This window comes from Streptomyces sp. YS-3, assembly GCF_045257485.1.
Classification (GTDB): domain Bacteria; phylum Actinomycetota; class Actinomycetes; order Streptomycetales; family Streptomycetaceae; genus Streptomyces.
The window spans coordinates 1-21,562 of the sequence record NZ_JBJHPC010000054.1 but is presented as its reverse complement, the minus strand read 5'-3'; the positions used below and the strand labels follow the sequence as shown (position 1 = coordinate 21,562).

Annotated in this window: 15 protein-coding genes and 2 pseudogenes; 7 read left to right on the top strand and 10 right to left on the bottom strand. The window is 69.1% G+C overall.

The window, feature by feature from the left end; genetic code table 11:
- Positions 1-343, bottom strand: a pseudogene (locus ACJA3G_RS07900) (tetratricopeptide repeat protein); the annotation flags it as partial.
- A gap of 1,963 nt (positions 344-2,306) precedes the next feature.
- Here ACJA3G_RS07900 and ACJA3G_RS07895 point away from each other — a divergent pair.
- Positions 2,307-2,678, top strand: coding sequence for a DUF4258 domain-containing protein (locus ACJA3G_RS07895; protein WP_406552157.1), 372 nt, complete (start codon positions 2,307-2,309; stop codon positions 2,676-2,678).
- Positions 2,679-2,760: 82 nt separating this feature from the next.
- Entirely contained in the window at positions 2,761-2,979 is a 219-nt protein-coding gene (locus tag ACJA3G_RS07890) for a DUF2283 domain-containing protein (protein ID WP_406552156.1), read from the top strand.
- Between the two features lie 452 nt (positions 2,980-3,431).
- Here ACJA3G_RS07890 and ACJA3G_RS07885 read toward each other — a convergent pair whose 3' ends face one another.
- The 4 genes from ACJA3G_RS07885 to ACJA3G_RS07870 all read right to left on the bottom strand — a co-directional run bounded on the left by ACJA3G_RS07885 (position 3,432) and on the right by ACJA3G_RS07870 (position 9,164).
- Complete coding sequence (locus tag ACJA3G_RS07885; RefSeq protein WP_406552155.1) at positions 3,432-3,728, bottom strand: helix-turn-helix transcriptional regulator; 297 nt, start codon at positions 3,726-3,728, stop codon at positions 3,432-3,434.
- Between the two features lie 1,773 nt (positions 3,729-5,501).
- Positions 5,502-6,425, bottom strand: a complete 924-nt coding sequence (locus ACJA3G_RS07880; protein WP_406552154.1) for a GNAT family N-acetyltransferase — start codon at positions 6,423-6,425, stop codon at positions 5,502-5,504.
- Positions 6,426-7,335: 910 nt separating this feature from the next.
- Positions 7,336-7,722: an STAS domain-containing protein gene (locus ACJA3G_RS07875; protein WP_406552153.1), complete on the bottom strand. Its 387-nt coding sequence runs from the start codon at positions 7,720-7,722 to the stop codon at positions 7,336-7,338.
- On the bottom strand, positions 7,722-9,164 hold the full coding sequence (locus ACJA3G_RS07870; RefSeq protein WP_406552152.1) for a PP2C family protein-serine/threonine phosphatase: 1,443 nt from the start codon (positions 9,162-9,164) through the stop codon (positions 7,722-7,724). Before ACJA3G_RS07870 ends, ACJA3G_RS07875 begins: the two co-directional genes overlap by 1 nt.
- A gap of 179 nt (positions 9,165-9,343) precedes the next feature.
- On the opposite strand from ACJA3G_RS07870, the pseudogene ACJA3G_RS07865 reads away from it, so the two are divergent.
- Positions 9,344-9,679 (top strand): annotated as a pseudogene (locus ACJA3G_RS07865) (transposase family protein); the annotation flags it as partial.
- Positions 9,680-9,747: 68 nt separating this feature from the next.
- On the opposite strand, the gene ACJA3G_RS07860 reads toward ACJA3G_RS07865, so the two are convergent.
- Positions 9,748-10,644, bottom strand: a complete 897-nt coding sequence (locus ACJA3G_RS07860; protein WP_406552151.1) for an NAD-dependent epimerase/dehydratase family protein — start codon at positions 10,642-10,644, stop codon at positions 9,748-9,750.
- Positions 10,645-10,790: 146 nt separating this feature from the next.
- Here ACJA3G_RS07860 and ACJA3G_RS07855 point away from each other — a divergent pair, with 146 nt between their 5' ends.
- Positions 10,791-11,753 (top strand): GlxA family transcriptional regulator, encoded by a 963-nt coding sequence (locus tag ACJA3G_RS07855; protein ID WP_406552150.1) that lies wholly within the window; start codon positions 10,791-10,793, stop codon positions 11,751-11,753.
- A 467-nt stretch (positions 11,754-12,220) separates the two neighbouring features.
- On the opposite strand, the gene ACJA3G_RS07850 is transcribed toward ACJA3G_RS07855, so the two are convergent.
- A complete protein-coding gene (locus ACJA3G_RS07850; RefSeq protein ID WP_406552149.1) occupies positions 12,221-12,889 on the bottom strand; it encodes a hypothetical protein in 669 nt (222 codons plus the stop codon).
- A gap of 772 nt (positions 12,890-13,661) precedes the next feature.
- Positions 13,662-14,294 (bottom strand): TetR-like C-terminal domain-containing protein, encoded by a 633-nt coding sequence (locus tag ACJA3G_RS07845; protein ID WP_406552158.1) that lies wholly within the window; start codon positions 14,292-14,294, stop codon positions 13,662-13,664.
- A 27-nt stretch (positions 14,295-14,321) separates the two neighbouring features.
- On the opposite strand from ACJA3G_RS07845, the gene ACJA3G_RS07840 reads away from it, so the two are divergent.
- Positions 14,322-14,837: a DUF2306 domain-containing protein gene (locus tag ACJA3G_RS07840; protein WP_406552148.1), complete on the top strand. Its 516-nt coding sequence runs from the start codon at positions 14,322-14,324 to the stop codon at positions 14,835-14,837.
- 154 nt (positions 14,838-14,991) lie between these two features.
- On the opposite strand, the gene ACJA3G_RS07835 is transcribed toward ACJA3G_RS07840, so the two are convergent.
- Positions 14,992-16,110 (bottom strand): sensor histidine kinase, encoded by a 1,119-nt coding sequence (locus ACJA3G_RS07835; RefSeq protein WP_406552147.1) that lies wholly within the window; start codon positions 16,108-16,110, stop codon positions 14,992-14,994.
- Positions 16,107-16,811 (bottom strand): response regulator, encoded by a 705-nt coding sequence (locus tag ACJA3G_RS07830; protein ID WP_406552146.1) that lies wholly within the window; start codon positions 16,809-16,811, stop codon positions 16,107-16,109. Before ACJA3G_RS07830 ends, ACJA3G_RS07835 begins: the two co-directional genes overlap by 4 nt.
- A 357-nt stretch (positions 16,812-17,168) precedes the next feature.
- Here ACJA3G_RS07830 and ACJA3G_RS07825 point away from each other — a divergent pair, with 357 nt between their 5' ends.
- Both ACJA3G_RS07825 and ACJA3G_RS07820 read left to right on the top strand, forming a co-directional pair.
- Positions 17,169-20,069 (top strand): AAA family ATPase, encoded by a 2,901-nt coding sequence (locus ACJA3G_RS07825; RefSeq protein WP_406552145.1) that lies wholly within the window; start codon positions 17,169-17,171, stop codon positions 20,067-20,069.
- 339 nt (positions 20,070-20,408) lie between these two features.
- Positions 20,409-21,518, top strand: coding sequence for a hypothetical protein (locus ACJA3G_RS07820; RefSeq protein WP_406552144.1), 1,110 nt, complete (start codon positions 20,409-20,411; stop codon positions 21,516-21,518).
- The last annotated feature ends 44 nt before the right edge of the window (positions 21,519-21,562 follow it).

Below are 21,562 nucleotides of genomic sequence, written 5' to 3'. Positions count from 1 at the left end.
GCACTGCCGTGCCCCCGCCCTCGACCGCTGCCCGCAACCGGGCTGCCTCAGCGCGGTGCTGGAAGGACCGTGCGGGCGACGGGATCACACCGACCTGATGCGGCCAGGAAACCGGCTCCCGCGGCGCGTACTGCACAGTCAGCCTGTCAACGTAGCCGCTGATGGCAGTTCCGCCGTTCTTGGCCACCGCATCCCCGGTGCGAGACAGCCGTACTGAGGCGGGGAACTCAAGAGGGCCGCTTCCCAGGACCGGGCCGCGGTAGCCGGTCACGGCCACCTCATCGCCGGCGGCCTCGGCGTTACCAGTGTCCGCCACAGTCACTGGCGGCTCGGGCTCGTCCATGGATGTACCTGATGATGCCTTCGCCACGAGTACGGCCTAGTCCGTGTAGTCGATGCCGGAGACCGAGTTGGGGCCGCTTGCCTCTCCCGTCCGCTCAGTCACAGCCGAGCCACGTCCCCGGCCGCCAGGCCGCCGGATGCCGGTGGTGCCACCGCGGCCGGCCTTGCCAGTCCGGACGGCCCTATCCATGGGTCCGCCAGAGGGCGATCTCTGAAACAGAGCCCAAACCAAGGCAGCGATACCGACAGCGGCCTGAACGGTGCCTCCGGCCAGCTGTCCCGCCCCAGGACTGTCCAGCAGCCAGATCAGCGGTGTGGACAGAACACCGACCACTGCCAGCGCGATAACCGTGATCTTCCACCCCTGTGACACAACGGCTCCCCCTCGCCCCGACCGCCACCATATCGTCGTCGGTTCACCACCGCGCGTCGTCCGTGCAGCTTCTGCTATATCAGAAACGCGCTTGTGGGCATCGTGGTTCCGGCACGGTGCCAGCTACGCCGTGCGCTGCGCTACCGGCGGCTGCGCGGGTGCTGTTTCACGGCCGACCCCTTTGAGCGCGTTCGGCCCGGCGCAGCGCAGCTGCCTCGGTGGCGGCGGCCTGGCGGCGCCGCTGTGCCCGGCTGGCTTCGAGCGCGCTGGGCTGGTCGCTCGGGTCCGTGCCAGGGAAGGCGCACCAGCTGAGTTCGCGCAGGGCGGGGGTCCGCGACTCGATCGCTTCCGCAATGGTGTGCGTCGATGTGCCGGTTGGGCCGGGCGGCCCGGTGACCGCGACGCCGGGGCGACAGGGGGCCCAACCGGTCACCGGCACGCTCCGGGACCAGGGCTGCGAGGGCCTGGCGGTAGCCGTCCCTGGACACCCAGCGGGTCCTGACGAAAGGGACCTGGGGTCCCGACCGTGCCGTGCGGGGCAGGCACTGTCGTACAGCGTGCGTGTGCTGCACCGGCAGGCAGGACCCGCACGGCACGAGCGGCGCCGGTGCCGGCCGACTGGTTCACTGCGGTGACGATCCGGGCGGTGACCAGCCGGACGGGCGCGGCAACCGTAACGATGGTGCCCAACGTCGACGTACGCGACGGGGCTGCCCCCGCGAGCGCGGACACCGACGGCAGAAGGACCGCCTTTCGTCCGTGACCAGGTCCCAGGGCGGCTTCAAGTTCCCGGTAGGAGCGGGCTGTCGGCGATGCCTCAGATTCAGAGGGCGTGTTCGGATGCTTCCCGGATCGCTCGGGTGGTCTTGGCGATGTTGACGCTCCCAGCAGCCGCAGCCTGCCTATGGCCAGGTGCCGCAAGGCGGCCATCACCCAAGGCGCGCTACCGGTGTGGACGGTGGAGGTGTGTCCTCGCCGAACGCCACATATTTGACATGGTGGCCGGTATTTTCGATTCCCCAGTGCCCGCGCACGTATCCGCCCAGCTCTACAGGCGCTGTAACCGCCCTGCGGTCCCGACCGCCATAGGGGCGCGAACTTGACTCATTCTTACGTGGCATGTCCAAGGCAGAGACGGTTGAGTGTCTCTGCACGCGAACAGTCCCTTCAAGTCACAGTTCGACTCAAGGAGTTCGTATGGCGATCCGACGTAAAGCTGCTTTGGCAGTGAGTGCTGTCGCAGTGGCCGGAGGCTTACTCACCGCCCCTGCGGCCACTGCCACACCCGCTCCTTCGGACACGTCCTCCGCCGTGCTCGGCGGTTGTGGAGAGGTGCGAAACCCGTCGACCAGCGGTGCCCGAGCCCACTGGGAGCTCTCCTGCCACGACGGGAAGATCCAAGTCTCGGGGTGGGTGGAAGACACCAGCGCGAACGGCAGGTGCGCCAAGGTGAAGGCGATATTCGCCAGCGGGAACACGGAATTCAGCAGGGCGGCGTGCCCCAAGAACGACCGAAAGAGTTTCAGCTGGGCCCACCCGGGTTCAATCGCCAGCGTCTACCTCTTCGAGTATGACGTCTGAGGAGGGTGGCATGTCGCTGCGCAAGAACGTCAGGGCAGTCACTGCCCTCCTCGCCCTTACTGCCGCACTCTCGTCCGGAGCAATGCTTACTGCGGGCGGTGCGCAAGCCACAGGCAGAGCTGCCATTCACACCGCGCACTCAGGTGAGGGCTCTCTGTATCAGCTGCCCGCCGGCGGCCCGTGCATCGTCACGGGCTACAGCTATCACGCGCAACAGCGGATGGCTGAACGCCGCATTTCGTCCGACGAGGTTGAAAACCTGGTGTACTCGACGTGCGGCAAGGCCCGGAAGCAGAGCGACGGGACGTGGAAATACACCGGGCGTAAGCTCATAGTGATCTGCAACGACAACGGATACGTCGTCACCCTGTGGCGTCCGTGATCGTCGATTGCAATCCATGAATTACTGTGCCGCCCCTGGGAGGGGGCGGCACAATCGCGTCCCCCGATGGGAAACAAGTAGAATGCAGGATTCATACCCGCGGCTGGAAGTCGACGAAGAAGTGGACACCGCCTACCTCTACTTCAAGAACATCTGTGAAGGCGAAGCGGTCAAACAATTCTCCGTCACGAACAAAAACGGAGACACGGTTCTGGTGGTTGACCTGTCTCAAAGGGGAGAGATTCTCGGAATCGAGTTCCTCAACGCCAGAACACGGTTTCCCGGATACTTCCCCAAGTGAGATACGGATCGGCCGGCGACGCGTACCCTCATGGAGAGCCCGACCGGCCTGCTCGAGCGGCAGGGTGGCTACGAGTTCCGAGACGCTGGCAGCGGCTCCGGTTCCAGTGCTGCGCATGGCCGTCTCCACATCGGCGCAGGAATCCGAAGATGTCACCGGGCGCAACGAGGTCACCGGCTGGCTGCCTGAGGGTTTGGAACAACGGCGCTCTCGACACAGATGTTGGCGCCGCGGCGCATTGCGGCATGCTGGGGCCGATCGATAGCAAGCACTACACCAGCACCTGCTGGACGACTCGCAGCAACACCCAGAACGCGAACGGTTCGCTGGAGAAGGCGTGCTCGTTCTGGCCCTCCGGTGCCCTTGTCTTCAGCCGAGATGACACGAAGAGGCTGAAAAATGACTCGCGGCTGAGCTGATGCGGCATGCGGTTACCGAGAGTTGTAGGGTCTTCAGCACTCGCTGTCGTCAGAGGCGAAGAGCACTAGCAGGCTGCGGACTGGCAGGTGGGCCTCTGCTGGATGACGGAATGCGACGTCCAGATGGAGCTTGTACTGCGTGCGCCGTCCCTTGCGCTCACGGCTGAGATAGCCGGCCTCTTCCAGAGCCGCGATGATGTCCTGCGTCCTGCGTTCGGTGATGTGACAGGCCGCGGCGATGTCACGCAGGCGCGCGGAAGGGTCCCGCGCGAGAGCCAACAGCACACGGGCATGGTTCGTCAGGAAGGTCCACCCGCGAGCCCGTTCCATCAGAGCCCCCCTCCTTCGGCGCTTCCTCGACGGGTGACCAGCTCGCAAATTACCGGAAACACCCTTCGACCGTAGGTACTTTTGTCGGCGCCACCACCTTCACTGGCGAAGGCAGCCCATCGCACGTCAGCACAGCGCGTACCGCCCACCGGTCGGTGGTAGTCGAGATCCACTCCCAAGGGGAGGGCCTTTGCCTTTGCCGCTACACGTGGCGGGCGTCAACCGTCGAGCTCGAGGACGCTCGTATCGATGACCTCCGGCCGAAATGACCCTCGCCAGTGATGTGGTCGTCGCCAGACTCGCGGTCGTGACCGATCCGAACACCGCCGATCCCGGCCCCGAAGACTGTCCAAGCGGAACGGGCCGGACAGTGACCAGAAGCACCCGGGTCCAATTTCCGCTCGCCCGGTCGTGCCCGCACCGCGCACGACACGGCAGGCGCGGCACCTGGCCGCCGACTTCGGCGAGGGGATGGACGCTCGAACCGCATGGGTGATGGCCCGCCTCGCCCGCCATCCCGACGAACGCGACCACGCCATGGCCCACCTGAAGACAAGCGCCCCGCTGCCGACTGAGGGCAGCACCCCTTAAGACGCCCCCCTCCGGCTCGGGCGCTGCGGTTGTCCGGCTCCTGAGCGGTATGGGGGCTCCCGGTCCGGCCGGATGTACCTCCAGGCCGCCGTCAGCGCTCAGCATCGGGCGGCGGCTTGGGTAGGTGCGCTGTGCCGTCTCCAGGTCACGCCCGCCGAAGGAGCCGGTGAAGACGACTACGCCGTGCAGGAGTTCGACGTTCTGCGTGGCCGTGGGCCAGCGGGAGGGGAGGGCTTCTGCGGTCATGGGGGCTGCCGGTGGCGGCAGGACCAGTCCATGCACGGTCTTCTCTCGTCTGGGGTCCGCTACCCGCGTGAGCTGGTCGACTACCTGCGCGGCCGGGGCCGCAGCAAGATCCTGTTCGGTACCAACTACCTTATGATCACCCCCGGCCAGGCCTCGGCCAACTGGGCCTGGACGAGGAAGCCACCGAGCTGTTCCTGCCCGGCAACGCAGGACGGACCTTCAGGGGCTGACAGTGCTGGTGGCCGCGCCGGGCCCACACGAGGATCGCCACACGATGGAGCGCGGTCCGACAGGCACGAGCGAGCTTCCCGGTCCGCATGCCGCGCCACAACTTGAACCAGTTGATGCACCAAAGGGCGTTCCGGTTCACCTCGTACCGGCCCCGTGCTGCGCGCGGCGGCCAGGCGGGGACTCCGGGTACGGATCAAGGCGGGCTAGGCGGGGAACGGTCAAGCGCCTCCCCGGCTTCACCGCCGCGTGCCTGAAGCGAGCCCTTGATGCGTACACCGCGAGGAAGCCGGAGAAGCCAACCCCTTCCAAGTGAACGAAGCCGGCGCCAGAACTGTTGGGGAACGCAAGTGCCGTCGGGTTGGCGGACGTCGAGGCCTGAACTTGTGGGGGCACGGCCAGCCCTGCGGGCTACCAGGCACTGTCCCAGGGAGTTCGCTCACCCTCCGCCAAGTCACAGGGACCAGCAGCCACTGCAGTCATGGTCGATCGAGTAGCCGGTCCTTGAGACTGCTGCCGTGTACCGGCCCCATTCGGTCAGCGGCCGGCGCGCATGGAGACGACGGTGCCTTTGTCCGCGCTGCGGGTGATGAAGAGTCCGGAACCATCCCGGTGTGGTCAGGTAGGGGACGTCCGTGCCGACGCTGAGAACCTTCGGGTCCCCGGTGACGGTCCGGAGGTTGAGCTGGGCACCGCCACCACGGGCCCTCACACCCCCAGCCGCAGCTCCCAAGTGTCCACCGCATAATGCACGCCCATGCCGTGGGCTTCGTACAGCCGCAGTGCTCCCGTCACGTTTTCGGTGTCGACGCCCAGGCCGACCGTGTCACGGCCGCGCCACGCGTACACCGCAAAGGCGTGGCGAAGCAGATGGCTGCCGATGCCGCGGCCTCGGGCCTGTTCCAGGACGCCCAGGGTGCGGATCCAGCCCATGCCCTCGCGGTCGTCGCGGGTGACCAGGACCGCCGCGTCCCCGAGGCCGTCGACGGCCGCGATCCACACCAGGGACCAGTCCGTACCGGCAGCCGGGGCGATGCGGCCCAGCCACTCCTCGTACCCCTGCGGGCGGAAGTCGAAGTGGCGGGCGAAGGTCTCCTGGTGCAGGCGGTGGGCGGCACGGCGGTCGGCCTCATCGGCGCACGGACGCAGCAGCACCCCGGCGGGCGGGTCCGGGACCGGGTCGGTGTCCGGTGAGACCGGGCGGGTCAGCACATGGTGGCGGCGCACCGTGCGCCAGCCGCGCCCGGTGAGCAGCGCGGTGTCGAGGGTGGGGGCCACATTGAGGTGCAGGTGGACCACGGCCTCGCTCGCGCCCGCCCCAGCGGCGAGCTCGCGCGAGCTCGCCTCAACCAGGCCCAGTAACCGCAGGCCCGCGTCCTGGTGGTCGGGCAAGACGTAATGGTCGATGTCGACGGACCCGTCCGCGCCCGCGTCGAGGACCGCCGCGTACGCCACGGTGCGCCCGGCCTCGACGGCCACCCACGCCTGGCGCGCAGTGGCGAGGTCCTCCTCGACCTCCTTCAGCGCGGTCTCCGGCACGCCGATCTCAATCTCGTCCACCGCGTTCAGCAACGCGCACACCGCGGGCGCGTCCTCACCCGTCGCCATCCTGACCCAGCCCCCGTCATCCATCCGCCCACTGTCGGCTCCCAGTCCCCCGCACCGCAACGCATTTACCCGACGACACGCAGAGGGCGGTACGCGGCACGATCAACCCCCTTTCAGGTTCAGGACACACGTGACGGAACATCCGCCCCGCGCTCCACCCTTGGCTCCCCGGAGCTCAAGCCCGCATTGCGCCGTATCCTCTTCCTGTCAGGCTCGTTGCCGGAGTATGACCAAGATGTTCTGTCACGCTCTGAGCGCTACTGCCCTAGCCGGCGCCTTAGCCGCCGCCCCAGCATCAGCCGACGGCCCGGCAGACCTGGGAGGCGTCCTCCAGGCCGTCCCGTCGTCGGCGAGCTGACCGGCAATTCCCATGGCATCGGCGACAGTGCCCAGCAGGTCTCCACTGACCAACAACTCATCGACATCGCCAAGAACATCGCGGCTCTGGACAGGCCGATCATCTTGGTCTGAGCCCTCCAGCCGTCCCTGGTACGCCCCCGGCCGTCGCGCTCGCCATGCTCTGCGTACCGGCCACGCACGCGGGAACGATCCCCCCGGGTCCCGAAAAGTACCGCGCGGCACCCAACGCCACCTGCATCGTCGCCGCACGCTGGCGGGTGACCACTACAGCGCCCATCAGATCGCGCAAACGGCTTCCAACAACTGCTTCGGCGGCAACGGACTGGTCATGTCTGTCGCCGTCTCGCTCGCCGAGAGGAGCGGCTGGACCCGTTCCCTCCCCAGTCTCGTTCTAGATCCGGGCCCGCGTCGGGATTGAGGCAGCGCGTGTCACCTGCCATGGCGCCGAGGCGACGGCGCGTCCGGCGCATGATGCGGATCGCCGCACAAGGTGGTGGTCCGGCAGCCCAAGCCGACCTATCGCTTCACCGTCGACAGGTGCGGTATGTCGCCACAGGGGGCTGGACGGAGTTGTTCACCCGTTGGGAGAAGGGGGCTGGCTGTCAGTCATGGCGGCGACTGCGTCGGCGGTTGTTGCATGGACAGGCAGGAGTGAGTCAACGCCGGTCATGCTGAGCATACGCATCAGGCGGTCGGGGACAGCGGCGAGGCTGAGTGAGCCGCCCGCTTCCTGAGCGGCGTGCCAGATGCCGATGATGGCGCTGAGGCCGGCGGAGTCGCAGAAGCCGACCTGTGCCAGGTCGAGGGTCAGGCGCGGGTGTCCTTGCTGGATGATCTCCAGGCCTTTGGAGCGCAGGGTGGGCGCGGTGTGCACGTCCACATCCCCGACGATCGTGGCAATGGCGAGGCCGGGCTGGGGATGCTGGACGGCCAGGTGAAGTGTGTGGGTCACGTCGGTCATCACTCCTGGCCGAAGTGTTCGGGTGCGGCGGTGGTGTTGGCGGTGGCGGCGACGCCGGTGCCAGGTGCGGTTTCGGCGTCGGGCACGGACAGCGCCAGCAGGGCCACGTCGTCGCCGGCCCCCTCGGGCATTGAGGCCAGCAAGGTGACGGCGTCTTCGATCAGGGCGGTGGCGGTGAGGGGGCCCATGCGCTGGTGGAGGAAGCCGGTCAGGCCGTCCTCGCCGAGCATGGCGCCCTGGGTGGTGCGGGCTTCGGTCAGCCCGTCGGTATAGAGGAACAGGCCCTCCCCGGGGGCCAGGGAGAAGGTGGCCTGAGTGAAGTGTGCCTGGGGGAAAGCTCCGACGAGCATGCCGCCCTTCTGCCGGACCGCCTTGACCCAGACGGCGCCGCTGTCGTCGGGGCGCAGGTGGTAGGCCGGCGGGTGGCCGCCGGCGGCCAGTGTGACGGTGAAGCCGCCGTCCTCCTGGGGTGCCAGGAGACCGAAAAGAGCGGTGCAGAAGCGGCTTCCGGCGGTGACGTCGCTGAGCAGGGCCGTATTGAGCGTGCCCAGGACGGTGACCGGGTCCGGGTCGATCTGGGCCGCGACGCGCAGGGTGTGGCGGGCCAGGGCGGTGACGGTCGCCGCCTCGGGGCCCTTGCCGCACACGTCACCGAGGAAGAACGCCCACCGGCTGCCGTCGACGGGGAAGACGTCGTAGAAGTCGCCGCCCACATCGTGGGCGGAGGCGGTGTGATAGTGGCAGGCCAGCTCCAGGCCGGGCACCACGGGAAGGGCCGGGGGCAGCAGGGTGCGCTGGAGGGTGGAGGCGAACGCGGCGATGGCGGCCTTGTCCTTCTCCGCCTGTTCCCGCGCCGCCCGTTCCGCCTCCCGCCGTTCCTGCTCGTCGCGTAGTGCGCGCAGTGCCGACAGCCGCAGCTCCATCTCGTCCAGCACGATCGCGGCAAGGTCGGCCAGGGTGGCGGTGTCGTCCTCGGTGATGGAGCGCGGCTTGGTGTCGAGGACGTTGACCGTACCCAGCCGGTGGCCGTCGGGGGTGATGATCGGTGCGGCGGCGTAGAAGCGCACACCCATCTCTCCGGCGACCAGCGGATTGCCCGCCGCCACGGGATCCCGAAGGGTGTCGGGAATGACCAGCGCGTCATCGCGCAGAATCGCCGAGCCGCACAGGCCCGGATCACGGCCGATCTCCTGGACGCCCTCCAGGCCGTGGGCGGCCTTGAACCAGATGCGGTCGGTGTCCACGATCGTAACCGTGGCTACGGGGACATCGAAGAGACGGGCGGCCATCGCTGCCACCCGGTCGAACGCGCCGTCGGGCGGAGTGTCGAGAATGTCGTAGCGGCGGACCGCCGCAACACGGGCCACCTCCACACCCGGGTCCGGGACCAGCTCAGGGCGTCGCCGGGGAGCCGGGTCGGTCGCCGAAGCCTGCTGCGTCATCGGCTTTCCTCTCCGTCGATGGGCCGCCGCGAGCGGCACGAACCGACGCAGCCTAAATCGACTGCACGTCCCCACGCCAATGCCGCAGTGAACACCAGATCTATTGCGGCAGCCCCGCCAAGCCTCCCGGGGCTCCTCCTGTAGCCTTGCATGTTCGACTGGGCATGATCACGTCGACCATCGGCCACCCGCTGCCCGGCAGCCGCAACGACTGCCGGGCATTCACCGAGTCCGGCGCCGACCGGGGCCTGCCACAGTGCACCGGTCATCGCCGACGGCGGCTACCGGGGCTCGGGCCTGCTCATCCCGCACCACAGACGCCGAGGACAGAAAGAACTCAGCCCCGGCAGGAGGCGGAGAACGCCGTGCACCGACAGGCACGGGCCCGAGTAGAACACGCCCTGTCCCGGCTCAAGAACTGGAAGATCTCCCGCGCCTGCCGACTCAAGGGCAACGGCGTCCAACAGGCCATGGTCGGCATCGCCCGCCTCCCCAACCTCGCCCTCAGCCAATAACTCCAACCCCATACGGGACAACCTCAGGCGTCGGGCGGGCCGGGAGCCGCAGCCCGCCCACCGCCACATCAGGCCGCCAGCGCCTCGCGGAGCGTGGAGGACTTGAGCCCGAAGGTGTTGCGGATATCGCTGTCGTCCACGACGAACGGACGCTCGGACATGTAGCTCATCTCGGCGAACTCCCGCCACAACGGATCGGTGAAGGAGAGGAGCGCCAAATCCCGTTCGGTAAGCGGCTCCAACCGCGGTTCAGGCGCTCCGTGGACTTCGGCGAGGTCGGTCGCGGCCTGGCGCAGGGTCGTAGTGATGACCGGGGCATGCCAGGCCCGTCCCCAGGCCCGCTCGTCGCCGCTGACCGCCACCAACGCCGCCGCGACGTCCTCGGTGTACGAAAACGAGTGCGCCGCATCGGGGTTGCCGTGGACGAGAGCCAGTTCGCCCTCGCGGACGCGGGGCGCGACCAGCAACGTGAACGCGGACACCGCGCCTGGGCCCAGGTACTGGCCGGCTCGTACTTCGGTGGCCCGCAGCCGCCCTTCGTCGTGGGCATCCTTGGCCTGCCGCCACAGTTCGGCCCTCACCCGGCCCTTTCGGGTGTGCGGGGCCATCGGGGTGCGCTCCGTGATCGGCCCGGTGGTCTGCTGATAGCCGTAGTGGTTGCCGAGCATCACATAGTCGGCCCCGGCCCGCTCGGTCGCGGCAAGGATGGAAGCGAACAACGGCGGCATGGTCTCTGGCCAGGTCTGGTAGGCCGTCATGGCGGCGTTGAAGACGGTGGTCGCTCCGGCCAGTGCCTCGGCCAGCTCGCCAGTGCGGCCCGCGTCCAGGGCGATCCGTTCGATGCCGTGGTGGTCAGGTCCACTGCCGCTGCGAGTGATGAGGCGTACCCGCTTGCCACTGTCGGCCAATTGCCTGGCGGTGGCGATCCCGGTCGCGCCTGCTCCGATGACGATTGATTCAGCCATGATGTCGGCTCCGTTTTCCCTCAAAGGTGGAACGTTTCCCTGAAGCGGAAACGCGGTGCGCGCGGCCCTCTCGCTCGCCCAACTCTGCCGCGTGGCCGCGGGCTAGGATCAGTGGCCTGATAGCCACGAGATCCAAGGATCCAGCCATGCACCGTGTCGCCGTCCTGGCCGTCCCCGCGGTCAAGCCCTTCGACCTGTCCATGCCGTCGGTGCTGCTCGGCGCCGCCGAAGTCGGCGGACGCCCCGGCTATGAGGTGACGGTGTGCACCGCCATACCGGGCACGCTCGCCGCCTCCGGCGGCATCGAGGTGGTGATCCGGCACGGCCTTCAGGCAGTCGCGGCGGCGGACACCGTGATCGTCCCCTCAACCGCCAGTCGGCACGACGCCGAGCCGGCCGCACTGGACGCCCTGCGAAAGGCGGCCGAGGCGGGCAAGCGCATTGCCTCGATCTGCAGCGGCGCCTTCGTTCTCGCCCAGGCCGGGCTCCTCGACGGCCGTACTGCAACCACCCACTGGGCCCTGGCCGAGGAACTGCAGCGCGCCTTCCCTTCGGTGCGCGTGGACGCCGACCGGTTGTTCGCCGAGGACGGACCGATCGTCACCGGTGCGGGCTCGGCCGCCGGGATCGACCTGTGCCTGCACCTGATCAGCTCCGACTACGGCGCGGCCGTGGCCAACGCCGCGGCCCGCGCCGCCGTCGTCACCCCTGTGCGCCATGGCGGACAGGCGCAGTTCGTGCAGACTCCACTGCCAGCCAGGACCGACTCCTCATTGGACGTGGCCCGCATCTGGGCACTGCGACATTTGGACCAGCCGATCTCTTTGAACGACCTGGCCGGTCAGGCCAAGATCAGTGTGCGGACCCTGACGCGGCGCTTCACGACCGAGACGGGCGTGACCCCGTTCCAATGGCTGCTCCAGCAGCGGCTGCTGCGGGCCCGCGAGCTACTGGAGACCACCGATCTCACCGTCGACCATGTGGCCCGCCGCAGCGGCCTCGGCTCCGGGGAGTCGCTCCGCCAGCACCTGAGCCGCCAGATCGGCATGACGCCGGCCGCCTACCGCGGCGCCTTCACCCACCGCCCGAGCGTGAAGACCAGTCAGTGACCACGCGCGCCCCGGGCCGGACGTGGCGATTCCTACGTGGTCGCTCACGATCGACACCTGGTCCCTGCATGGCAGCGTCGTACCCGCGGGCCTGCGCCGATCTCATCCACCCATCGGAGCCGCACGATCGGTCGCCCAGCCCACCAAGGAGTCGGCGACCAGCGGTAATGAGGGAAAGCGGGAGAGGGAAAGCAGGGAGGGCCTACCTCCACGGCGTCTGGGAACGAGACCTCCGGGCAGCCACGGATCTCCTGCCAGTGTCGTCGGCTGCTTTGCGGGTGCCCAGCACGTAACACGGGGCCGGCCCGGACGACCGGGTCCATGTCAGCCGCGGCCTGGACCTTCTTCTTGAACCGTGGGTACTCCCCCGATCTGCTGTCCCGCCCGGACACCGCGCAGGAATCCAATCCCGCCGGTTCGCCCGGGCCCGGTCAGCGGCAGACTGTCTGCGGATCACCCACGAGGACTCAGGTACCCCAGTTTGCGATCGAAACCGCGAGGTCGTTCCAGCGGAAGCGGTTCAGATCAGGGGTGTTGCATCCCTTGGGCTGGAAGAACTCGTCTCCGTGCCATTGGAGGAGATCAAAGAGCGACACGTCAAACCGGCACTGACTGAGGGAGGAGATGACAAAAATCCAGTCCTGCGTCCCCAGAAAACCTCTGTGCACCTTACTCAAGTCCGGGTATCCCAGTCCCGCGTCCACACACTTCACGTCGCCCTGCTCACCGACGTCCTCGAAGAAACAAACTTGGGTAGGCAGGGAGTCAGGTGGCTGCGTACAGACCGCCTCGAACGCCGCCTCCATCGACTTCTCCTCGGCATCGGCGCTCATACGGCGTGCCTCCGCGAGCATTGCATCACGGTTGGTGAAGGCTCCCAAAGCCAGAGAAGAATCATAGATGAGACGCGTCATGTACAAGGGGCGCGCCACTTCCGTGTTCATACGCTCAAGGTCCTCGACCACTTCTCCATCGAGAACAACAGGAACATCGGGGTTGAAATCACGCTTCCGCCCGGTGCGCGCCTGGCGGACAGACAGGTCCGCGGCCAGCCCGTCGGGTATTTTTTCGGCCACCGCACTTTCAGGGTCACGCCCCGAGGGTCCGGTTTCTGCTCCTGAGGATTGACGCGGCATTCTCACCATCTCCTCGTGGTGATCCTGACGCCCGACGGCAAAGATTCCCGGTTGGAGACTCACACCTTGCCGCAGGCACGGAAAGTTCAGGAGGCAGGTGCTTCCTCGTTTCCATTCTAACCATTACGCCATGAAGTGGCCGGATCAGAACTCACTCTGCAGGAAACGACAGCAACCATGTCGGTGATGGGCTGACAGCAACCTCCTGTCAGCGTCCGGTGGCACAGAGATCACCAACAGCACCGATTCTGTGGAGTTCATGGCCGGGTCGAGAGTCGGAAACGGAGGAGGCGGAGGAGAGCAACGAAGCCCGTATATGGGTTGGTTGCTCGCCTTCATCCGCTTCACATTACCCTCGACAACGCCTGAACTAATGGAGGGTGAGTCCGACGGCGACCGCGTCGAGGTCTCGTGCAGGAAGCCGGCGAAGCTGCGGGCCGGGGCTGGGGCGCGTGCTCGACCTGGGTATCCAGCCCTCAGCACGCCGCCTCGAAGGTGGGTGACAAGGCCGTGGAGCGAGGTGCATCTGCGTCACGGCCGCCGGGCCCCGGCGAGTACCCAAGAGAACCAGGCCGGGCCTCTCCCACGCCAGATAAGCCGAGATCATCACCCGCAGACACACCACACTCGGCTATGGCACCAGGCTGCTCGCCGCGAGAAGGCCGCGCCCCGGGAGCCAGGAGGGCGCCCCCCTCACCAACGCCGTAGCCCGGTGCAGTTGAGGGAACGTGACCTCGACATGGCCGGACACATCGCGATTGGCCGGACGTTCTCACCTTGCCCGGCGGCGCCTGTGGGGACGGGCGGCAGGATCCACCAGGAAGGGTGCGGCGGCGAAGACGAGCGCCTCCTCATAAGCCTGCTCGACGGCGTCGGCCGGGACGGGCAGCCGACCGGCGAGCTCCAGGCCGACCATCCCGTGCAGGACCGCCCACAGGTGCACGGCGATCCGTTCCGCGTCACCCGCCATCAACCCGTCCTCGACGCAACGGCGGATGCCGTCGATGAGGGGTTGATAGGTGGCCCGCGCTGCCGCCTCGTCCTCGGCCACCGGTTCGAAGCCGGGTGCCGGAGGGCCGAACATCATCGCGTACAGCGTGCTGCTGGCCAGCGCGGCCCTGCGGTAGGCGTGGCCGAGCCCGGCGAGCTGTTCCAGGGACCCGGAAGCACCGGTGGACGCCTCGTCGAGTGCGGCTCCCAGGCGCCTCAGAGCCTCGCGGTGCATGGCCGCGAGCAGTTGCGGCTTTCCGCCGAAGCGGGTGTAGACGCTCATCGTCGACGTGCCGGTGGCGGCGGCGAGCTTACGCAAGGACAGGCCTTCGGGGCCGTGCGCGGCGAGCAGGCGGCCCGCCTCGTCGATGAGTCGGCCGGTGAGTTCGTCCGGCCCGGTGCCGGGGTTGTCCATGGTCACAACTGCGACTATAACAGTGTTATGGCCAATGTTCTGATCGCCGCACACGCCGTCGGCGCCTCCCTCGCTCTGATACTGGGTGGCTGGCAACTCGTAGCATCCGCAAAGGGCGCCCAGTTGCACCGGCTGCTGGGGCGCATCTGGGTCGTGGACATGTACTGGACTGCTCTGAGTTCGTTTTTCATCACCGATCTCCATCCTGGCCACTTCACCGCAATACACGGCCTCTCCGCGTTGACCCTCGTGACGCTGACCGCCGCGATGTGGGCGGCGCTGAGGCATCGCATCGGGCTGCATCGCTGGCTCATGACCACCACTTACTTCGGCTTGGTCGGTGCCTTTGCCGGCGCCGTGTCCGCATCCAGACGCGACCTCCCGCAGCTCGCCGCGCACCGGCCCCTGACACTCGCCGCGGCGACCGCAGCGGTCCTCATCACTGCGGCTGCCGTCATCGCGCTCTGCAAGCGGCGTACCGTGCCGGCGCACCACCGGACCCCTCAGCGGTCCCACCACGAAGACACCCGCCTACCGCGCTGAGCCCCCTGGCGGCTGAAGCCACTACCCTGTAGCCGGCGGCCTTCCCAACCGTGTCCACCAGTCGGTGGACCCCAGGTTCAACCGGTCGCTGCTTTCGGCGTCATACCCCAGACGAAGAGCATGGGGGCCATGATTTGAGCTGACCGTCATAGGATTATCCCGAGGGGATGGGGATCGTGGCGCTGACCACGTACCCACCAGCGTTGTCCGGCCCCGCACTGAAGAAACCCCCCAGCAGGTGCACCCGCTCGCTCAGGCCGATGAGGCCGTGCCCGCCGCTGGGCAGGTCCAGCGGAGCGGCGCCGGCCACGGCCGCGGTGTTGCGGATCTCCACCCTCAGCTCATGACCCGCGCACCGCACGCGGACCCGGGCCGTGGCCCCCGGGGCGTGCTTGCGGACGTTGGTCAAGGCCTCCTGCACGATCCGGAAAACGGCCCTCTCCACGCCTTCCGGACACGACTCGCACTCCTTGTAGCCGAGGTCCGCCTCGACATCCACCGCGCTCTCGGCGATGAGCCGTGGAAGGTCCGAGAGGCGCGGCTGGGGTCTGCGCTGCGCGGAGCCCGCGCCCGCGGCCCGCAGCACGCCGACCATGTGCCGCAGTTCCTCCAGGGTCCTCACGGCAAGCGTCCGGATGGTGTCGGCGGCTTCCCGCGACGCGGAGTCCGGCGTGCTCATGCGCAGCGCCCCGGCCTGCAAGCTGATGAGGCTCACCTGGTGGGCGACGACGTCGTGCATCTCCCGGGCGAGCTGCGTGCGCTCCGTGGCCAGTACCTGCTCGGCCAGCAGACGGTCCTCCCTGCTGCGCCCCTCGGTGAGTTCCTTCAGCCGCGCCGTGAGCTCGCAGCGCAGTGCGACCGCGCGCCCCAGCGCGATCGCGGCGATGGGTGCCCCCAGCTTCTGCTCAAGCCAGAACATGCTGGTCAGTCTCTCCGCCAGCGCCTTGGCTTCCAGCGGGTTGGGCAGGATCTCGGCGGCGGTCACGAGCAGGGCGCAGGTCGTCAGCAGCAGGCGGCTCGGTCTGAGGCGGCTGACGGTATACAGGGCGATCAGTGCTGCCAGCCAGGCGCTGCCCGCGAACTGGCCCGGCAGGGTGACGAGCAGCGTGGTGACCGGCATACGCAGTCGGGCGAGCAGCGCCAGCCCCGCCCCTACGGACAACGTCTGCTCCAGCGGGCTCAGCTTGACTTCCGTGATGAAGGTGTCACCGACAGCCAGCACCACCGGTCCCAGGATGTACAGCAGGCGCCACTGTGCGGGAGTGAGCGTCATACGGGGCGCCGGGGCTCATCCAGGCGGCCGTCCACCAGTCCCGCCCGCTCCGCGACGACGGCCGCCTGCACCCGGTTGAGGCCGCCCAGCTTCCCCAGCAGCGCACTGACATGGTCCTTGACGGTGCCGTGGGCGAGGTGCAGACCGGAGGCGATCTCCGCGTTCGAGAGTCCCCGTCCGAGCAGGACGAGCACCTCGCGTTCGCGGTCGGTGAGCCCTTCCACTGCCCGCCTCGCCTGTCCGGCGTCCCCTGCCCCCTGCACGTATCCCCCGATGACCGTGCGGGCCACCGTGGGATCGAGCGTGCTGCCGCCGGCGGCCAGCACGCGCACGGCCTGGGCGAGCTGTTCGGGCTCGGTGTCTTTGAGCAGGAAGCCGGACGCTCCGGCACGCAAGGCTGTGGCGAGGTACTCGTCCGTGTCGAACGTGGTCAGCATGGTCACAGCGGGCAGCCGCTCCCCCAGGGCGGCGGTGAGCTGGTTCAGCACGGTCAGCCCGTCGACGTCCGGCATCCGGATGTCCAGCATCACCACGTCGGGCCGCTGCGCGAGGACGGTGTCCACGGCCTGGCCGCCGCAGCAGTCCGCGACCACGTCGATGTCCGGCGCCGCGGCCAGGATCATCCGCAGGCCTGAACGGACCAGCTGCTCGTCATCGACGACGACCACGCGGATCGCTCGGTCTTCCCGTTCCGCTGCCACGGATCCGACTCTAGGCCGCAACCCCGTGGGCCGCCGCGTGAGGAACGGGTCCTTACCCCCGCCGGGTGGCGGGGGCCGAAGCCGACGCCGGGCGGATCCCCCGGCCGGCACCCGTGGGTCATGGTGGTTCGTGTGGTCCCCGTGCCGTACGCATCGCCGTAAGGCCTTCACCGCGTGGTCCACCCCCCTCCAGGCGCCTCCACCCGCCTCACCCCTGAGCGTATCGAGCAGCCTGGCACCTCCCGGCCATCGCCTTCTCCCGTAGACGGGCGACGTCCGCCGGCCGAGGACCCACCGCCGGACCGGTACCGCCCTACGCGGCACACCGGCCGGACGGCGAGGAAAGGTATTTCTCGTATGTCGCACACAGGCAGTCGTACGGCGCCGGAGTCCCGGCACGGAGCGTCCCCGCTCGCGGGACGCGAGGCGGAACTGCGCGTCCTGCGCGATACCGTCGTCGCGTCCGCGGTCGGCCACCCCTCCCTGGTCCACCTCACCGGCGAGTCGGGCATCGGCAAGACATCACTCATCCACGCCCTCACGGGTACGCGTTTCGGCGTCCCGGTCCTCGTCGGCAGCGCGTGCGGCGCTCCGCTGGAGCGCGACTTCTCCTTCGGGGTGGTCCGCCGCCTGTTCGCCGACCTCCTCGCCAAGACCGACGAACCCACCCGCCTGGCCCTGCTGGAGCTGGCGGGCCCCCCGGCGCGGCTCGTACTGGACGAGGCCTCCCCCGACATCCGCCGCACCAGTACGTACACCACCCATCACGCACTGTTCAGGCTCATCGCCAAGCTCGCCGAGCGCTCCGCCCTCCTCCTCGCCGTGGACGACGCCCACGCCGCCGACGCCCCGTCGATGCGCTTCCTCGCCTACGCCGCCCAGCGCCTCGCCGACCACCCGGTCACCGTGCTGCTCTCCACCACGGACGGCGAGCGGCCCTACGCGGAGGCCCCTCTTCTCGCCCTGACCGGTCAGGCCCGCGAAGTCAGGCTCGCCCCCCTCAGCGGCGAGGCGGTGGCCGCGGTCGTGCACCGGTCGACCGGACATGCGGACACGGAGGTCGTCGCGGCTTGTACCGAGGTGACCCGGGGCAACCCCTTCCTGCTGACCGAGCTGCTGCGCGTACTCAAGCAATCGGGCACTCCCCTGGACGCGCTCGGCGCGGTCGAGGTGCGCAGGCTCGGCTCCCCAGCCGTGGCGGCCCGCCTGCGCGCACGCTTTCGGGCCTGTCCCGACACCGAAGCGCTGGCCCACGCCGTGGCCGTCCTCGGTGACGGCGCCGAGTTCGACATCGCCGCCGACCTCGCGGGCCTGGAGCATGTCCAGGCCGCGCGTGCCCTGGACACCCTCGCGGCGATGTCCGTGGTCCCCAACTCCCACCCGCTCGGATTCACCCACTCCTTCGTCCGCACCACCGTCCTCGACAGCATCCCGGTCGGCGCACGACTGACCGCGCATGGGCGAGCGGCGCACCTGCTGCACGCCGCCCACGCCCCGTCCGAGCAGGTCGCCGCGCACCTGCTGCGTTCCGGGTCCTCCACCGCGCCCTGGGCGTGCGAAGAGCTGCGCAGCGCGGCGAAGCTCGCGGCGGGGCGGGGCGCCCCGGACATCGCGGCCACGTATCTGCGCCACGCACTCAAGCAGCCGTCGGCGCCGTGTGAGCGCAGCGCCATGCTGTGCGACCTGGGCACGGCCGAGCTGTCGTATGCACCCCACGACGGCATCCGCCACCTGCGCACGGCGCTGGACACCGCCGCCGACGCCCGGCAGGCCGCGCAGGCGGCACTCAAGCTCGTACCGGCGCTGTGCATGGTGTCGGCCCACGACGAGGCCTCGCAGATCGCCGACACCGCCATCGCCGACCTCGGCGACGAGGACCCCGACCTGACCTGGCGGCTGGAGGCGGCGGCGATGATGCCGGAGTTTCTGCGGCTGCCCACCGTGCCCACCGCGCTGGGCCGCATGGAGCGCATGGAGCGGCCCGTTCTCGGGGACCTCGCGCTGCGCCGCGCCCAGCAGGGGATGGTGGCCACCATGGCCGCCTGGCGCGGAGTAGAGCGCGAGAAAGTGGTGCGCTGCACCCGTGAGGCGATCCTGAGCGCCGATCACAACTTCTTCCGGCCGCCCTCCTACTACACGCTGTTCGCCCTGGCCCGAACCGACGCCTCCGCCGCCATCGACGAGGTGTTCGCGGTCGGCGACCGGATCGCCGAGGGAAGCGGATGGCCCCGGGCCATGGCCATCATGGCGATGGCCCATGGTCTCAAGGCCGTGCACGAGGGAGACCTGCACGAGGCCACCCGCCGTTTCGCCACGGCGCTGGCGTCTTTCGAGGACTACGGACTCGACATACGCGGTGATCACTGCGCCGTGACCTGCGCCATCTGGTTCGCCGACGTGCTCGTATCGCGCGGGCTGCCGGACCGGGCGCGCGAACTCCTGGCTCACCACCTGCGCGGGGCGGACGACGTGCCGGAGATGCTGGAGTACACGGCGCTGCTCTGCACGCGTGGCCGGCTGCTCCTGGCAGAAGGGGATGCGCGGGGCGCCGTGGACGCTCTGGAGGAGTGCGGCCGACGGGCGGCGGCGTGGCAGATGCGCAATCCCGCGATTCTGCCGTGGCGCTCGCTGGCCGCTGCCGCCCACACGGCGCTCGGGCAGCGCGAGCGGGCCCGTGAGCTGGCCGAGCAGGATCTGGCGCTGGCTCTCACCTGGGGCACCGACCGCGTCGTCGGTGTCGCCCAGCACACGCTGGCCACAGTCCTGGGCAACGACAAGGGACAGGAGCTGCTGACGACGGCGATCGCGCGTCTGGCCGCCTCCCCGCACCGCCTCGGCCACGCCACGGCACTCCTCGACCTGGCTGCGCTCCAGGCGCATAGCGCGGGCGACGAGACACGCGCCACTGCGGAGAAGGCGATCGCCCTGGCGTCCGCCTGCGGCGCCGAGCCGCTGGTGCGGCGCGGGGAGCAGCTTCTCGCCCAGATCGGCGGAGGACGGCGCAGGAGCAGGCGGGGCAGCGCTCCCCTTGGCCTCACCCCGCAGGAGCACCAGATCGCGCTCGCCGCGGCGGGCGGGGCCACGAACCGGCAGATCGCCCGGGACCTCTGCGTGACCGTCCGCAACGTGGAATTCCACCTCTCCAGCGCCTATCGCAAGCTCGGGGTGAAGCGGCAGGGGCTCAGCCCGCTGCTCCTGACGGGTAGCGCCCCCAAGTCGCCGGACGCCCCGCAGGTGGCAGGGGCCGGCAGCCACTGAGCTGTCAAGATGCGCACCCTTGAAGCCGACGGGTATCTGGACCGTGTCCATCGCCTTCAGCCGTCCATGACCGTACGGGGAGCCGGTGTGCATGCCGCCCGGGTACAGCGGTCGGCCACACGGTCGGTGCACACGCCTGCCAGTGGCCGCCAGGTGGTCCGCCTTCGGTACCGAAGCCCCGCAGCGGGTGCCGACCTCGTACGAGTCTGTGGTGGTGACCGTAGGGACACGGCCACCGGGCCACTGCCAGTCTCGTAGACACGAGTTGCCGACCGGCCGGGACGAACACATTCCCCCAGCAGCTCGCCCCCCTCCCTCTCCCCATGGGATGCGCCTGCCATGTGCCCCACACACAAGAGCCCTCTCACCCACCCGCTGTCCTCACTGCGCAGCAGGGAAGGCCTCTCCCACGCCGGATACGCCCAGCTCGTCGCCCGCAAGCACGCCGAACTCGGCTACGGCACCATGGCAGCCCGCCGCGAGAAGATCGCACGCTGGGAATCGGGAAAGGTCATCCCCGAACTGACCGCACAGTTCACGATCGCCCGCCTCCACGGTGTGCCCCGCTCGGACGTACTGCGCCTGGGCTGGCCTCACTGGCTGCACCTCGCTGGCGGCTCCCCCGTGCCGCTCTGCGCTCCCTGGACCGCCGAGGAGGCCCTGCGCTCCCTGCGCGCCCTCTCCCGCACCCCGCAGGCGCCCGACGACGGCCACTTCACCGTCTGTGCGGACTCCGTGGAGCGACTGATCACCCACTGGCAGGAGACGTCCCGTACACCCCTCTCGCCGCCGGAACGCCCGGGCCGGCGGCCGGCCGACGCCACCGTCACCGCTCTGGAGGCCCGCCACGACCAGCTCAGGCAGCTGTGCCGCACCGAGACACCCGCAACGGGCCGGGTGCTGGCGGACGCCGAGCTGTGCGTGGTCACCGAACTGCTCCACACGGCGGGCTACGGGCCGGAGTTGGGCACACGCCTGATGGCGGCCACCGCCCGCGCCGCATGTCTCAGCGGCCTGCTCGCCTACGAACTCGGTGATCAGGCACGCGCGCAGACGGCCTACCTCGCGGCACTGAGGGCCGGTGTCCTGGCCCACGACCACGACCGCGAAGTGGGTCTCTGGGTGCTGGTGCTGCTCGCCGCCCAGCAGGCGACGCAGGGAGCCCCGGCCAACGCGCTGCGGCTGCTCGCCCGCGCCGAACCGCCGTCCTCCGCGCGAGCCGACTCCCCGCTGCCCGCCGTCGTGCACGTGACGCGCAGCGCGGCCCGCACCCTTCTGGATCGAACGGAACACCCCTCATCGGAGGCCGCGTTCACCACTGCCGATCTGGAGGTGCTCATCCGCCACACGTTCCTCCACGACACCGCACCAGCCGCGGCCGTTGCCTCGCAGGCACACCGAGGGCACACCCCGCCCTCTGGAATCCCCTCCCACGAGCGGCTTGGCTGAATCCTGTGCCGCGACACTCCCTCCCCTCACGGCCCGCTCCGGGC

Bases quoted from the DNA above. Each gene is read 5' to 3' on its own strand.
- ACJA3G_RS07895 (WP_406552157.1), top strand. From the start codon at position 2,307: ATGTCGCTGCGCAAGAACGTCAGGGCAGTCACTGCCCTCCTCGCCCTT.
- ACJA3G_RS07890 (WP_406552156.1), top strand. From the start codon at position 2,761: ATGCAGGATTCATACCCGCGGCTGGAAGTCGACGAAGAAGTGGACACC.
- ACJA3G_RS07885 (WP_406552155.1), bottom strand. From the start codon at position 3,728: ATGGAACGGGCTCGCGGGTGGACCTTCCTGACGAACCATGCCCGTGTG.
- ACJA3G_RS07880 (WP_406552154.1), bottom strand. From the start codon at position 6,425: ATGGATGACGGGGGCTGGGTCAGGATGGCGACGGGTGAGGACGCGCCC.
- ACJA3G_RS07875 (WP_406552153.1), bottom strand. From the start codon at position 7,722: ATGACCGACGTGACCCACACACTTCACCTGGCCGTCCAGCATCCCCAG.
- ACJA3G_RS07870 (WP_406552152.1), bottom strand. From the start codon at position 9,164: ATGACGCAGCAGGCTTCGGCGACCGACCCGGCTCCCCGGCGACGCCCT.
- ACJA3G_RS07860 (WP_406552151.1), bottom strand. From the start codon at position 10,644: ATGGCTGAATCAATCGTCATCGGAGCAGGCGCGACCGGGATCGCCACC.
- ACJA3G_RS07855 (WP_406552150.1), top strand. From the start codon at position 10,791: ATGCACCGTGTCGCCGTCCTGGCCGTCCCCGCGGTCAAGCCCTTCGAC.
- ACJA3G_RS07850 (WP_406552149.1), bottom strand. From the start codon at position 12,889: ATGCCGCGTCAATCCTCAGGAGCAGAAACCGGACCCTCGGGGCGTGAC.
- ACJA3G_RS07845 (WP_406552158.1), bottom strand. From the start codon at position 14,294: ATGGACAACCCCGGCACCGGGCCGGACGAACTCACCGGCCGACTCATC.
- ACJA3G_RS07840 (WP_406552148.1), top strand. From the start codon at position 14,322: ATGGCCAATGTTCTGATCGCCGCACACGCCGTCGGCGCCTCCCTCGCT.
- ACJA3G_RS07835 (WP_406552147.1), bottom strand. From the start codon at position 16,110: ATGACGCTCACTCCCGCACAGTGGCGCCTGCTGTACATCCTGGGACCG.
- ACJA3G_RS07825 (WP_406552145.1), top strand. From the start codon at position 17,169: ATGTCGCACACAGGCAGTCGTACGGCGCCGGAGTCCCGGCACGGAGCG.
- ACJA3G_RS07820 (WP_406552144.1), top strand. From the start codon at position 20,409: ATGTGCCCCACACACAAGAGCCCTCTCACCCACCCGCTGTCCTCACTG.